Source organism: Duganella sp. GW821-FHT07G03, assembly GCF_059418605.1.
Genome location: NZ_JBWKQE010000007.1, coordinates 89791 through 102880 on the forward strand (window position 1 = coordinate 89791; position 13090 = coordinate 102880).

Here is a 13090-nt window from a genome sequence, read left to right on the forward strand (position 1 = left end):
CTCATGGCGGCGCAACGGCAGCAAGGGGTGGTTGTGTTGATGTGCCTGATGATGTTGATCCTGGCGATGCTGCTGGGCGTGTCGGCGGCGCAAATGAGCTTGCAGGGCGAGAAGGCGGCGCGTGGCGAGCGCGATCGGGATGTGGCGTTTCAGGCGGCGGAGGATGCCTTGGCGGATGCGGAACGCGATATCCAGAGCGGCACGGCGGAGGCCAGTGCTTGCGACAGGGCGCCCGTCTGGCTGCGGGTGGATTTGTCCGGGGGCGAGGACGGCGGCGCCTGCACGCTGGGCTACGGCGACCATACCGGCGCGGCGATGCTGACGGCCGAAGGCGTACTGCCGTTCAAGCGGCCGCGCTATGTAATCGAACGCATGGAGTGCCATCAACCGGGCGAGGATGCGTCTGCCGGCGGCGCGGCCGGCGCTTGCTACCGCGTGACGGCGATCGGTTTTGGCGCCAGGCCCGGCACGGAGCTGGTTTTGCAGACGGTGTTCGTCAAGCCGGAGTGAGGAGGGGATATGCACATTGCAAGCGGTGCACCGCTGCCCGGACATGGCCGGCGGCGGTGGTGGGCGTGGCTAGCGATCGCTGCGCTGTTGATGTTGCTGCCGATGCTGGCGGGCGGGGTGCGCGCAGCGCCGCCGGTGCTCACCATTGCCAGCGATCCGTTGAGCGCCGCGTGCCGTGTCGGCGCGCGGATCGCCGGCCCTTCGCTGTTGCTGGCGTCTATGGGCGCTGCGACGCCAGCCGGATCGGCCGGCGATCTGCTGAGCACCATGCTAGACGCGAGCGATTGGGGCGGGCATGTTGAGCGCATCGCTTTGCCACCGGCAGGCGTTGCCTTGCCGGACGCTGCCGCTGCGTTGTGGGATGCCGGCGCCATCCTGACCGGCGAGCCGGGGCGCGCACCGATGCCGGAACCTGCGGCGCGCAAACTCTACACGTCCATCGTGCAGGCGGAAGGCAAGCTGGAAGGCGTTCCCTTTGCATGGCCCGTCTTGTCGGCGGCGCAGCAAGCCTTGCTCGATCAGGCGCCGCCGCCGCATGCAGCCGCTGTCGATGGCCTGGGCGAGCGTCGCCTGGCCTACCTGCGCGGCGACCGCAGCGATGAAGGCAGCTTGTTCCGCCGCCGCAGCAGCGTGCTCGGCGATTCGATCAACAGCGCGCCGGTGCTGGTCGGACCACCGTCGGGCGCGGCGCGGGATGCTGGCTACCTGGCTTTCCGCGAGCGCCACAAAGCCCGCCGCACCGCGGTCTACCTTGGCGCCAACGACGGCATGCTGCACGCCTTCGACGCCAACACGGGCGGCGAACTCTACGCCTATTTGCCCAACGCCCTGATGCCGGTGCTGAACCGTCTGCCCAGCCTCGACTATGTCCACCGCGCCTACGTCGACGGCCCGTCGTTCAGCGGCGACGCCCTGATCGGCGGCAATTGGCGCACGGTCCTGGTCGCGGCCATGGGCGGTGGCGCACAAGGTGTGTTCGCGCTGGATATCACCGATCCCTCCGCGTTGAACGAAAACGCCGCGCTCTGGGAATTTACCGACCGCGACGATCGAATGATGGGCAACGTCACCACGCTGCCGCAGCTTGCCAAGGTACGCGTCAGTCGTGGCGCCGATGTGCCCATCTACCGCTACTTCGCCATCGTCTCCAGCGGCCTGAACAACTACGCCAGCGACGGTCATGCCAGCGGCGCGGGCAAGGGCGCCTTATTCCTGCTGGCGTTGGACAAGGCGCGCGATGCGCCGTGGACGCTCAACGTGAACTACTACCGGCTTGTCACGCCCATCGCAGAGCCATCGCTGGCCAACGGCCTGAGCGCACCGGTGCTGGTCGCCGACCGCGATGGCGCGTTGAGCTACGCCTACGCCGGCGACCTGCAAGGCAATCTGTGGCGTTTCGATTTCAATACCTGGCCAGGCGCGGCCGCCAAGGCGCTGTTCGTCGCTCGGGATGCCGACGGCAGGCGGCAGCCGATAGCGCAACAACCCATGTTGGCCTACGCCTCCGGCGGCGGCTACTTGATATTGTTTGGCACGGGGATGCTGTTCGACCGGGCCGGCCTGGCGCCTGGAACTTTTAGCACGCAATCGTTCTACGCCATCCTTGACAGCCTGTCCGTGCCGATGGACGCCGTTGCCGGCCGCCGCCAGCTGACCGAACGCGTGCTGGAGCCTTCGACGGCGGACTTGTTCGGCATCAGCGGCGCGCAGATCCCGCCCGGCAGCAAAGGCTGGTATGTGGACTTTATGCTATCCGCGCGCACGGGTGAGCGCAGCATCAGCAGCGGCAAGCTGGTGGGCGGCGAGGTCGCGTTCAACACGCTGCTGCCGGGAGCTGACAAATGTGATGCCGCGCGCAGCCGCACCTACGTGCTGGATGCGCTGAGCGGACTGGCGGATGGCCGCAGCAAGGCGAGCAGCATGCCGACCGCGCCTATCGTCGGCGTGCTGCAATCGACCTATACGGCCGTGCCGTCATTGGTGCCGCAATCAACACGCGCTAGCCCGCCCGATCCGACGGGGCGGGTTGCAGTCGACAAGGACTATGCCGTGGTCAACGCGTCGGCGCGTGAAGCGACCGTGGTGGGCCGCGTCCAAGTGCGCTCGCGGTCCGGCCGGCTCAGCTGGCGCGAGGTGGCCAACTGGCGTGAGCTGCACGAGGCGATCAAATGAAGCCGGCGCGCCAACAAGCCTTCAGCATGATCGAATTGCTGATCGTGCTGGTGATACTGGCCGTGCTTGCCGCGCAGGTGATGCCGGGATTTCAGCAGCACGTGATCCGTGCGCGACGTTCCGAGGCGCAGGCCGCGTTGCTGCAATTGATGCAGCAGGAAGAGCGGTTCTTCACGCAGGCCAACACCTACATCGCCTTCTCGTCCAGCATCACGGACCCGGAAGCCCGCCAGTTCAAATGGTGGAGCAGCAACGGCGCGCCGACCAGCGCCTACGAAATCGAAGGCAGGGCCTGTGACGGCGAACGGATCTCGCAATGCGTGCAGCTGATCGCCACGCCGGGCACCGCGCTGGTCGACGCTAGCTTTCATGACGACGATTGCCGGCAACTCAAGCTGACCAGCAGCGGCCTGCGCCTGGCGACCGGGCCGTCCGTTCACTGCTGGCCATGAGGACCGCACGATGCGAGACCATTCCTTCAGCACCGCTTTCAGTCTGATCGAATTATTGATCGTGCTGTTGTTGGCGATAATACTGCTCGGTGTCGCCGTGCCGAACTACCGGACCGCGCTGGAGCGCCAGCAGTTGCGCATCGCCGTCAACGACCTGGTGGCGGCCATCAACCTGACCCGCTCGCACGCCATCGCCCGCGGCGGCCAGGTTCTGCTGGTGCCGCTGGAGCCGGGCGGCGCCGCCTGGCGCCTGGGCTGGACGGTCTTTATCGACGAGAATGGCAACCGTCGCCCCGACCCCGGCGAGTTGCTGTTGTTCCGCCATGGCCCGATCGCCGAGGGCGTCCGAGTCGCCTCGGTTTTTTCGTCGGGCGCAACGCCGCAATATCTTGCTTATAATGCTGCTGGGCGTGCCTGCAGCGCCAGCAACAGCCTGGCCGCGCGCTGGGGCACGCTGTCGCTGACGCAGGGCGACAGCACGCGCAACATCAAAATCAATATGCTGGGCCGGGTGCGCGTGTGCGATCCGGCGGTGGACGGGGCAAGCTGCACCAGCGCCATAGACTAAGGACAACGTGAACATCAGCAACGATCTCGAAGGCATGACGCTGGCGCTGGAGTGGGCCGCCCAAGGGCTGTACACGACCTCGCCAAATCCGCACATCGGCTGCGTGATCGTGCGCGACGGGCTGGTGATCGGCGCCGGCGTGACCCAGCAGGCCGGCAGCGACCATGCGGAAATCCAGGCGCTGAAGGATGCGGTGGCGCGCGGCCACGACGTGCGCGGCGCCACCGCCTACGTGACGCTGGAACCGTGCAACCACCACGGCCGCACGCCGCCGTGCTCGGACGCGCTGGTGCGTGCCGGCCTGGGCCGCGTGGTGGCGGCGATGGAGGACCCGAATCCGCTGGTGGCCGGGCAGGGCATGGCCAAGCTGGCCGCCGCCGGTATCGAGGTCAGCACCGGCTTGCTGGCCGAACAGGCATACGAACTGAACATCGGCTTCTTCTCGCGCATGACGCGCGGGCTGCCGTGGGTGCGCATGAAGACCGCCGCCAGCCTGGACGGCATGACGGCGCTGCACAACGGCGTCAGCCAATGGATCACCGGGCCGGAGGCGCGCGCCGATGGCCACGCCTGGCGCGCCCGCGCCTGCGCCATCCTGACCGGCATCGGCACCGTCAAGGCCGACGATCCGCAGCTCAACGTGCGCGCGGTGGCAACGCCGCGCCAGCCGCGCCGCATCGTGGTGGACAGCAAGCTCGACATCGATCCTGCGGCCAAGGTCTTGCAGGGCGGCGGCACCTGGATCGCGGCGGCGGTGGCCGATCCCGAAAAGGAGGCGGCGCTGCGCGCGGTGGGCGCGGAGATCATCCTGCTGCCCAATGCTTCCGGCAAGGTCGACCTGCCCGAGCTGATGCGCGAACTGGGCCGGCGCCAGATCAACGAGCTGCACGTCGAAGCCGGTGGCAAGCTCAACGGTTCCCTGATCCGCGAAGGCTGCGTCGACGAGCTGCTGGTCTACCTGGCGCCGATGCTGCTGGGCGACGCGCAAGGCATGTTCGCCTTGCCGGCCTTGACCGACCTGTCGCTCAAGCAGCGGTTGAAATTTCACGAGGTTAAGCAGATCGGCGAAGATTTGCGTATCCTTGCACGATTCACTCATCATTAAGAGCACTCACATGTTTACTGGAATTGTCGCCGCTATCGGCAAAATCGAATCCGTCACGCCGCTGGAAGGCGGCTCGTTCGCGGGCGTGCGCCTGAACATCAACGCCGGCGGCCTGCCGCTGGCCGACGTCGCGCTGGGCGACTCGATCGCCATCAACGGCGCCTGCATGACCGTGGTGGAAAAGGACGCCAGCAGCTTCCGCGTCGACGTCTCGCGCGAAAGCCTGAACTGCACCGTCGGCCTCGACACGCTGACCGAAGTGAACCTGGAAAAGGCGCTGACGCTCAGCGAGCGCCTGGGCGGCCATCTGGTGTCCGGCCACGTGGATGGACTGGGCGTGGTGCGCAAGTTCGAGGGCGTGGGCGAATCGTGGGAGCTGGTGATCGAAGCGCCGCACGAGCTGGCCAAGTTCCTGGCCTTCAAGGGCTCGATCGTCGTCAACGGCGTGTCGCTGACGGTCAACCGCGTGACCGATATCGGCACCGGCAAGGACCTGGTCTGCCAGTTTTCGATCAATCTGATCCCGCACACCATCGCCATGACCACGCTCAAGCATCTGGTGGTGGGCAAGCAGGTCAACCTGGAGATCGACCTGATCGCCCGCTACGTCGAGCGCATGGTCTCGGTCGGCGCCGCCGGCAAATAAGGCCCCGCAACGCCCGCCGTGACGGGCGTTGACACCGTCTCCAGCCTCGGCTAGTATGCCTACCAACTAGTCGGTAAAGGAGATTTCATGAACATCAACTCGGATTACAGCAAACGCGCCTTGGTGCAGTCGCTAGACTTGCCTTGGGTCGATTCGCCCGCACAGGGCATACAGCGCAAGATGCTGGAGCGCGATGGCGGCGAGGTGGCGCGCGCGACATCCATCGTGCGTTATGCGCCGGGCAGCAGTTTCCCCAATCATCTGCATGAACTCGGCGAGGAAATCCTGGTGCTGGAGGGGGATTTCTTCGATGAATCCGGCAGCTACGGCGCGGGCGCCTACCTCAAGAATCCACCGGGCTCGTCGCATGCGCCGGGCTCGGTCGGCGGCTGCACGCTGCTGGTCAAGCTGCGCCACATGGATGCGCAGGATACGCAAGCCGTGCGCATCGATAGCGGCGCGACGGCATGGCTGCCGGGCCTGGTGCCGGGACTGTCGGTGATGCCCTTGTCCGAATTCGGCGCCACCCATACGGCGCTGGTGCGCTGGGCGCCCGGCACGCGCTTCAATCCGCACCGGCACTACGGCGGCGAAGAGATCTACGTGCTGGATGGCGTGTTCGAAGACGAGTTCGGCAGCTATCCGGCCGGCACCTGGCTGCGCAGTCCGCACCTGAGCGCGCATCAGCCGTTCAGCCGCGAAGGCTGTATCATCCTGGTCAAAGTCGGGCATCTGCCGATTGCCGATCACAAAGAGAACCAGTAAATGAAGCATTTTTCCGAGATGTCCGAGTCCGCGCTGCGGGTGGTGGATGCAGCCGAGGGCCTGATCCAGGAGCGCGGCTACAACGGCTTTTCCTACGACGATGTGGCCAAGCTGGTCGGCATCAAGAAGCCCAGCATCCACCATCACTTCGCGACCAAGGGCGATCTGGCGGCCGCGGTGGCGCAGCGCTACACGCACCGCTTCCGCGAGCAGCTGCTGCGCATCGAGGTCCAGCACGCCAAGGCTGCCGATCGCCTGACAGCCTACGCCACGCTGTTCGAAAACACCTTCGCCGCCGAACAGCGCCTGTGCGTCTGCGGCATGCTGGGGGCGGAGGCCAACTCGCTGCCGGAAGGCGTGGCGCACGAGGTCAGCCGCTTCTTCGAGGCCAACACCGATTGGCTGGCGATGGTGATCGCCGAAGGCCAGCGCGCGCAGCAGTTGCGCGCGCAGCCGCAGGCGCGGGCGCTGGCGGAAGCCTTCCTCGCCACGCTGGAGGGCGCAATGATCGTGGCCCGCTCGGTGCGCGGCGCGCCCGGTCCGGCCGGCGTGGCGCAAACCTATCTGTCGACCTTGCTTGCCTGAGTGGCCGGGCTGTACAAGCCAACTGATTGGTAGGTTCGCGTGTCGGATTTTGGCGCCGTTGCCCCGCGCCGCGCTGGAATATTGACAAGAAATTCAGAGGACATGCTCCAAAGCCGGTCATTTGGCGGATAAAAGCGGGCTTTTGCGGTGGGGCGGGCGTAAATCCTTTAAAATAGCGCCCTGTTCTAGCTCCGCTACAAAGGATTAAAAATGTCAATTTCCAGCACCGAAGAAATCGTCGCCGAATTGCGCGCTGGCCGCATGGTGATCCTGGTCGATGAAGAAGACCGGGAAAACGAAGGTGACCTGGTGCTCGCGGCGGACTTTGTGACGCCTGAAGCCATTAATTTCATGGTCAAGCATGCGCGCGGCCTGGTCTGCCTGACCCTGACCGAAGAGCGTTGCGACCAGCTGAACCTGTCGATGATGTCGGCCCGTAACGGCACCGCCTTCGGCACCAATTTCACCGTGTCGATCGAAGCGGCCGAGGGCGTGACCACCGGCATCTCGGCGGCCGACCGCGCCAAGACCATCCAGGTCGCCGTCGCCAAGGACACGCAGCCGTCGGACATCGTCCAGCCCGGCCACATCTTCCCGCTGAAGGCGCAACCGGGCGGCGTGCTGATGCGCGCAGGCCATACCGAAGCCGGCTGCGACCTGACCGCGATGGCCGGCCTGACGCCAGCCTCGGTGATCTGCGAGATCATGAAGGACGACGGCACCATGGCGCGCCTGCCGGACTTGCTGGAATTCGCCAAGGAACACGGCCTGAAGATCGGCACCATCGCCGACCTGATCCACTACCGCAGCCGCAACGAGTCGCTGGTCGAGAAGATCGGCGAGCGTCCGCTCAAGACCGCTCAGGGCGATTTCCGCATGATCGCCTTCCGCGACAAGCCGAGCGGCTCGGCCCACCTGGCGCTGGTGCACGGCGACATCGAGAAGAGCAAGGAAACCCTGGTGCGCGTGCACCAGCCGGTGTCGATCCTGGATATCCTGGAATCGGAAGCGACCACCCACTCGTGGAACCTGTCGTCGTCGCTGGCGGCGGTCAAGGCGTCCGAGCGCGGCGTGATCGTGCTGCTCAACTGCGAAGAAACGGCGGAGCAGTTCTTCGCCCAGTTCGACGCGCTGGGCAAGCCGGAAACCAAACCGAAAGGCCGCGCGGCCAGCATGGACCTGCGCAGCTACGGCATCGGCGCGCAAATCCTGCGCGAAGTCGGCGTCTGCAAGATGCAGCTGCTGGCCAGCCCGCGCAAGATGCCGTCGATGACGGGCTTCGATCTGGAAGTGACCGGCTACATGGCCAAACCACACTAATTCAACCAACACACAAGAGGCACTCCATGACTGTAGGAAGCTACGAAACCAATTTGTCCGGCGACGGACTGCGCATCGGCATCGTTCAAGCCCGTTTTAACGAAGATGTCTGCCACGGCCTGCTGTCGGCCTGCCTGGCCGAACTGAAGCACCTGGGCGTGACCGATGAAGACGTGCTGCACGTGGCCGTGCCGGGCGCGCTGGAAGTGCCGCTGGTGCTGCAGAAGATGGCCGAGTCGCAGCAGTTCGACGCGCTGATCGCGCTGGGCGCGGTCATCCGTGGCGAAACCTACCACTTCGAGCTGGTCTCGAACGAATCGGGCGCCGGCATCACCCGCATCGGCCTGGATTATGGTATTCCTATCGCTAACGCCATCCTGACCACCGAGAACGACGAGCAGGCCGAAGCCCGCATGGCCGTCAAGGGTGCCGATGCGGCGCGCGTGGCGGTGGAGATGGCCAATCTGACCATCGCGCTGGAAGAGTTGAGCCAGGACCAGGGCGACGACGAGTAAGCACAAGTAGGAAACGGCGCAGTGTGCCGGTATGCGCCGGCGCACTGAGCCGGATTTTGACAGTATTTAAGAACAGGTATAACCATGACAGATAAAATTTTGCACGCCAACCCTAGCAAGAACCGTACGCCGCGCCACCGCGCGCGTGAGTTTGCGTTGCAGGGTTTATATCAGTGGCTGCTGAACAATGAAGACGCATCCACCGTGGTCAACAACATCCGCGCCGCGCACGGCTTCGACAAGGCCGACGGCGACCACTTCACCGTGCTGCTGTACGGTGCGATCAAGGATTCGGTCGCGCTGCGCGAAAGCTTCGCGCCGCTGGTCGACCGCGGCATCGGCGAACTATCGCCTATCGAGCACGCCGTGCTGCTGATCGGCGCGTTCGAGCTGAAGAACAACCTGGAAATCCCTTACCGCGTCGTCATCAACGAAGCGGTCGAGCTGACCAAGTCCTTCGGCGGTATCGACGGCCACAAGTACGTCAACGGCGTGCTGGACAAGCTGGCCGCCCGCGTCCGCCCGGATGAAGTCGCCGCCGACAAAAAACGCTAAACAGCGTCCAGTACTGTCTCAAGCCACCCAAGGTATCTTGTGGTGGCTTTTTTTATTTGGGTTTGACGGGGAGGGGGCCGCGCTGCAGAATCGGTTGATTTAAATTCAATGTCGAGGGCGCATCATCGAACTGCATACCCTGAACCGGGCGCCGGCCTGGCGTCGCCGTGGCTGGCTGGCGCTGATCGCCGGCGCGCATTTGCTGGCGTTTATCGGCTGGCGCGCGCCTGAGCGGCTTCTGGCGGCTTCTGTGGGCCGCCATGAGGCCATCACGTATATCCTGGCGCCGGTGCGGCCGCCTGCGCTCAAGGCGGCTGCCCAGCCCAAACCAGTCCGGGAGGCGGCCGCGCCGCGCATGACCTTGCTGCCGCCCGTGCCGCAAGCGCAGCCAGTTCAGCCGCCGGAGCAAGCCCCGCAAGCCATCACGCAGACCACGCCGCCGCCGGATCCGTTTGCGCAGCCGCCCGCCAAACCGGCCGAGGATTTGATGCAGCGCTCGCTCAAGAGCGCCGCCGCGGCAGACCGGCAGCTGCGCAAGGAAGCCTGGAATCCGCGCGACAAGAAGATTGCCAACGACACGACGGCGCTGGCAGCCAAGCTGGGCGGCGCCTATGCCGGCGACAACGGCACCACGCTTGAGAACTTCACCACGCCCGACGGCCGCCTCATGACGCGCGTGCGCTCGGCCGGTGGCAGTTATTGCGCGGTGATGGAGTCCAATGCGCTGACCGGTGGCCGCGACCCCTTCCGGGACGGCGTCAGAACCAAGGTCAGCACCTGCCCGCGCTGATGCGTCAAACGTAAAAAAGCCCGCCGGCACTGAGCGCGATCTTGAGCGCGTTCAGGCTGGCGGGCTTTTCTTTGTGTGGCTCTTAAATCAGAGACCGGCGATCTGGGTACCGCTGACCGACTTGTCTACCACCGCGACCGGCGGGGTAGGCTTGGCTGGCGCTGCCGCCATCATTGGGGTGATGGTCGGCACTTTCTTGCCTGCCGAAACTTGCTTCAGGCGCTGGTACTCGGCCAGCACTTTCGAACCGTAGCCGTCATCGTGTTCGAACGCTGCGGCGCCGACATAGATCTTCAAACCTGCTTCGACCGAACCGCCACGGGTGACGTAGTCCTTCAGGATCAGCGAACCGACACGGATGTTGGCCACTGGATTGAGTGCCGCTTGCAGGCCGCCCATTTCCTGGAATTTGTCGTGGTGGATCTTCGACATCACCTGCATCAGGCCTTGCGCGCCGACCGGGCTTTCCGCGAACGGATTCAGGCCCGATTCAATCGCCATCACCGCCAGGATCAGCAGCGGGTCGAGTTTGATCTCGCGCGCCGTCAGGTAGGCGGTGGACACCAGCATGTTGGCGGCGTCGCCCGCTACGCGGTAACGCTTGGACAGCCAGGAGGTGACCCATTGCTGCTGCTTCTGCGTGCCCAGCAGGGCTTTTTCTTCGGCGGTCAGCGGTGCGGTGCTGGCGGCCGGGGTGGAAGCCGGGGTTTCCATCAGCGCCGACAGGGGAGGCGCCATGACGGCAACGGCTTCGATTTCCGGTTCGTGGTTCAGGCTGTTGCTCAGCGCCTTGGCCAGGTCGGGACGGACAAACAGGACTGCCATCACTACTAAAGCGGTCACACCCAGAATGGTCAGAGTGTGTTGGGCGGTGGTCAGCACGCCTTTTGCCGAAACGCGAGTCGTGGAAATCCACGCTGCTGGCTGGCGAGCCATGGTGCGGGCAAACTGCGTTGCACCGATAAAACGATTGTTCATAGAATTCCCCTGGAATGTCCGTAAAAGCGGGTCCCCGCCAGCGTCGAACGCAGCTAACCGGGTGCTAATGCCGTGCATCAGAAATATCATCGTCCGTCGCCGCTGGGAGCGCGCGTTGGACGCCGTCATTGCTTGCTAGAGCTGATGTTTCCCTGTGGTATTCGATCAGTCGCAATACAACTTCTTTCGGGGGTAAGGCAGACGCCTTTTGAAAACACTCCTTAAAATGTCATGTGGAGCCCCGACTCCGTGAATGAATAAGCAACACATTTATGTGGTCCGCGTTTCCGGGATATCCCGTGCTGAACCGTGTTCTCTTCAAGTAGGGCAAATTGTAGAAGCCGTTTTATATCAAGTCAATACTAACGCCGAGCAAAGCTATAACTTTTAAATCTTACTTTTTTGCTTGTGTTGCGCCTAAAACCAATAAAATCAACTACTTGACCTGTCTTTTTAAACAGTATGCTGCGTTGTAAGAAAAAATTAAAAAACGATGAAATATTCTGATTTGCGAGATTTTATTTCTCAACTGCAACGAATGGGCGAACTTAAGCCCATTTTGGTGCCCGTTTCACCATATTTGGAGATGACCGAGGTCTGCGACCGCGCCTTGCGGGCCGCCGGCCCGGCTTTGCTGTTCCAGAATCCGACCGGACACAGCATGCCGGTGCTCGGCAATCTGTTCGGCACCGAGCGCCGCGTGGCGCTGGGCATGGGCGCCGACAGCGTCGGCGAGCTGCGCAAGATCGGCCACGTGCTGGCGCGCCTGAAGGAGCCGGAGCCGCCGAAGGGCTTCAAGGATCTGATGGGCATGGGCTCGCTGGTGAAAGCCGTGTGGGACATGGCGCCCAAGGAGTTGCGCGGCGCCCCGTGCCAGGAGATCGTGTGGGAGGGCGCCGACGTCGACCTGTCGAAGTTGCCTATCCAGCATTGCTGGCCGGGCGATGTGGCGCCTTTGATTACCTGGGGCCTGGTGATTACCAAGGGGCCTAATAAGAAGCGCCAGAATCTCGGCATTTATCGCCAGCAGGTGCTGGGGCCGAACAAGGTCATCATGCGCTGGCTGGCCCATCGCGGCGGTGCGCTGGACTTCCGCGAGCACGCCATACAGAGCAAGGGCCAGCCGTATCCGATCTGCGTGGCGCTGGGCGCCGATCCCGCTACTATATTAGGCGCGGTGACGCCGGTGCCGGACAGCCTGTCCGAATACCAGTTCGCCGGCCTGCTGCGCGGCAGCCGCACCGAGCTGGTCAAGGCGATCGGCAGCGAGCTGCGCGTGCCGGCGTCGGCCGAGATTGTGCTGGAAGGCCATATCTATCCTGATGAAAACCATCCGAGCGGCTACGAGCATGCGCTGGAAGGCCCGTACGGCGATCACACCGGCTACTACAACGAGCAGGACTCGTTCCCGGTGTTCACCATCGACCGCATCACGATGCGCCGCGACCCGATCTATCATTCGACCTACACCGGCAAGCCGCCCGACGAGCCGGCCATCCTGGGCCTGGCGCTGAACGAGGTGTTCGTGCCGCTGCTGCAAAAGCAGTTCCCGGAGATTACCGATTTCCACCTGCCGGCCGAGGGCTGCAGCTACCGCATGGCGGTGGTGCAGATCAAGAAGCAGTACGCCGGCCACGCCAAGCGCGTGATGTTCGGCGTGTGGAGTTTCCTGCGCCAGTTCATGTACACCAAGTTCATCGTGGTGGTCGATGAAGACGTCAACATCCGTGACTGGAACGAGGTGATCTGGGCCATCACGACCCGCGTCGATCCGACCCGCGACACCACGCTGGTCGACAACACGCCGATCGACTACCTGGACTTCGCCTCGCCGGTGAGTGGCCTGGGCAGCAAGATGGGCATCGACGCCACCAACAAGTGGGCGGGCGAAACCACGCGCGAGTGGGGCACCACGATCAGCATGACGCCCGAGGTGAAGGCACGGGTGGATCAGATTTGGCAGGAGTTGGGGCTGTAGGTTATAATTGATCCCGGCGGGCCCCTGCGCATTGTGGCATGGCTAACCTGGTCAGGTCGGGAACGAAGCAGCCACGGCTATTAACCATAAGTGCCGCAGATCAGGCTCGCCTCCTTCGGGAAAATGAAAAAGCTGCCATGGGCAGCTTTTT

The 13090-nt window shown here is 64.0% G+C and carries 14 protein-coding genes and 1 other RNA gene; 14 read left to right on the top strand and 1 reads right to left on the bottom strand.

Going from position 1 to position 13090, the window contains the following annotated elements:
• The first annotated feature begins 3 nt into the window (after positions 1-3).
• The 12 genes from AC07OK_RS11575 to AC07OK_RS11630 all read left to right on the top strand — a co-directional run bounded on the left by AC07OK_RS11575 (position 4) and on the right by AC07OK_RS11630 (position 9983).
• Complete coding sequence (locus AC07OK_RS11575) at positions 4-510, top strand: pilus assembly PilX family protein (protein WP_494690444.1); 507 nt, start codon at positions 4-6, stop codon at positions 508-510.
• 9 nt (positions 511-519) lie between these two features.
• Positions 520-2682 (top strand): pilus assembly protein, encoded by a 2163-nt coding sequence (locus tag AC07OK_RS11580; RefSeq protein ID WP_494690445.1) that lies wholly within the window; start codon positions 520-522, stop codon positions 2680-2682.
• Positions 2679-3134: a type IV pilin protein gene (locus tag AC07OK_RS11585; protein WP_494690446.1), complete on the top strand. Its 456-nt coding sequence runs from the start codon at positions 2679-2681 to the stop codon at positions 3132-3134. The genes AC07OK_RS11580 and AC07OK_RS11585 overlap by 4 nt, the downstream gene beginning before the upstream one ends.
• Positions 3135-3144: 10 nt before the next feature.
• Positions 3145-3702, top strand: a complete 558-nt coding sequence (locus tag AC07OK_RS11590) for a GspH/FimT family pseudopilin (protein WP_494690447.1) — start codon at positions 3145-3147, stop codon at positions 3700-3702.
• A gap of 7 nt (positions 3703-3709) precedes the next feature.
• On the top strand, positions 3710-4807 hold the full coding sequence (gene ribD, locus AC07OK_RS11595; protein ID WP_494690448.1) for a bifunctional diaminohydroxyphosphoribosylaminopyrimidine deaminase/5-amino-6-(5-phosphoribosylamino)uracil reductase RibD: 1098 nt from the start codon (positions 3710-3712) through the stop codon (positions 4805-4807).
• Positions 4808-4817: 10 nt separating this feature from the next.
• The gene (locus AC07OK_RS11600; protein WP_494690449.1) at positions 4818-5453 is read left to right on the top strand and encodes a riboflavin synthase; all 636 of its coding nucleotides are present in this window, start codon (positions 4818-4820) and stop codon (positions 5451-5453) included.
• Positions 5454-5540: 87 nt separating this feature from the next.
• A complete protein-coding gene (locus AC07OK_RS11605; protein WP_494690450.1) occupies positions 5541-6218 on the top strand; it encodes a cupin domain-containing protein in 678 nt (225 codons plus the stop codon).
• A complete protein-coding gene (locus tag AC07OK_RS11610) occupies positions 6219-6803 on the top strand; it encodes a TetR/AcrR family transcriptional regulator (RefSeq protein ID WP_494690451.1) in 585 nt (194 codons plus the stop codon). It abuts the gene before it with no gap.
• Between the two features lie 210 nt (positions 6804-7013).
• A complete protein-coding gene (ribBA, locus tag AC07OK_RS11615; RefSeq protein WP_494690452.1) occupies positions 7014-8123 on the top strand; it encodes a bifunctional 3,4-dihydroxy-2-butanone-4-phosphate synthase/GTP cyclohydrolase II in 1110 nt (369 codons plus the stop codon).
• Positions 8124-8149: 26 nt separating this feature from the next.
• The gene (gene ribH / locus AC07OK_RS11620) at positions 8150-8638 is read left to right on the top strand and encodes a 6,7-dimethyl-8-ribityllumazine synthase (RefSeq protein ID WP_494690453.1); all 489 of its coding nucleotides are present in this window, start codon (positions 8150-8152) and stop codon (positions 8636-8638) included.
• Positions 8639-8722: 84 nt separating this feature from the next.
• The gene (gene nusB, locus AC07OK_RS11625) at positions 8723-9193 is read left to right on the top strand and encodes a transcription antitermination factor NusB (protein WP_070272937.1); all 471 of its coding nucleotides are present in this window, start codon (positions 8723-8725) and stop codon (positions 9191-9193) included.
• Between the two features lie 250 nt (positions 9194-9443).
• Positions 9444-9983 (top strand): hypothetical protein, encoded by a 540-nt coding sequence (locus tag AC07OK_RS11630; protein ID WP_494690454.1) that lies wholly within the window; start codon positions 9444-9446, stop codon positions 9981-9983.
• An 87-nt stretch (positions 9984-10070) separates the two neighbouring features.
• On the opposite strand, the gene AC07OK_RS11635 is transcribed toward AC07OK_RS11630, so the two are convergent.
• Positions 10071-10961, bottom strand: a complete 891-nt coding sequence (locus AC07OK_RS11635; RefSeq protein ID WP_494690455.1) for a transglycosylase SLT domain-containing protein — start codon at positions 10959-10961, stop codon at positions 10071-10073.
• A gap of 493 nt (positions 10962-11454) precedes the next feature.
• On the opposite strand from AC07OK_RS11635, the gene ubiD reads away from it, so the two are divergent.
• Together ubiD and ffs are read left to right on the top strand one after the other, a co-directional pair.
• The gene (gene ubiD, locus AC07OK_RS11640; RefSeq protein ID WP_494690456.1) at positions 11455-12939 is read left to right on the top strand and encodes a 4-hydroxy-3-polyprenylbenzoate decarboxylase; all 1485 of its coding nucleotides are present in this window, start codon (positions 11455-11457) and stop codon (positions 12937-12939) included.
• A gap of 15 nt (positions 12940-12954) precedes the next feature.
• Positions 12955-13053: signal recognition particle sRNA small type (ffs, locus tag AC07OK_RS11645), an RNA gene on the top strand.
• Positions 13054-13090: the final 37 nt, after the last annotated feature.

Excerpts from the sequence above, each read along its gene's own strand:
- AC07OK_RS11635 (WP_494690455.1), bottom strand. The coding sequence starts at position 10,961 with ATGAACAATCGTTTTATCGGTGCAACGCAGTTTGCCCGCACCATGGCT.
- ribBA (WP_494690452.1), top strand. The coding sequence starts at position 7,014 with ATGTCAATTTCCAGCACCGAAGAAATCGTCGCCGAATTGCGCGCTGGC.
- ubiD (WP_494690456.1), top strand. The coding sequence starts at position 11,455 with ATGAAATATTCTGATTTGCGAGATTTTATTTCTCAACTGCAACGAATG.
- AC07OK_RS11610 (WP_494690451.1), top strand. The coding sequence starts at position 6,219 with ATGAAGCATTTTTCCGAGATGTCCGAGTCCGCGCTGCGGGTGGTGGAT.
- AC07OK_RS11585 (WP_494690446.1), top strand. The coding sequence starts at position 2,679 with ATGAAGCCGGCGCGCCAACAAGCCTTCAGCATGATCGAATTGCTGATC.
- AC07OK_RS11605 (WP_494690450.1), top strand. The coding sequence starts at position 5,541 with ATGAACATCAACTCGGATTACAGCAAACGCGCCTTGGTGCAGTCGCTA.
- AC07OK_RS11575 (WP_494690444.1), top strand. The coding sequence starts at position 4 with ATGGCGGCGCAACGGCAGCAAGGGGTGGTTGTGTTGATGTGCCTGATG.
- nusB (WP_070272937.1), top strand. The coding sequence starts at position 8,723 with ATGACAGATAAAATTTTGCACGCCAACCCTAGCAAGAACCGTACGCCG.
- AC07OK_RS11600 (WP_494690449.1), top strand. The coding sequence starts at position 4,818 with ATGTTTACTGGAATTGTCGCCGCTATCGGCAAAATCGAATCCGTCACG.
- ribH (WP_494690453.1), top strand. The coding sequence starts at position 8,150 with ATGACTGTAGGAAGCTACGAAACCAATTTGTCCGGCGACGGACTGCGC.
- AC07OK_RS11580 (WP_494690445.1), top strand. The coding sequence starts at position 520 with ATGCACATTGCAAGCGGTGCACCGCTGCCCGGACATGGCCGGCGGCGG.
- AC07OK_RS11590 (WP_494690447.1), top strand. The coding sequence starts at position 3,145 with ATGCGAGACCATTCCTTCAGCACCGCTTTCAGTCTGATCGAATTATTG.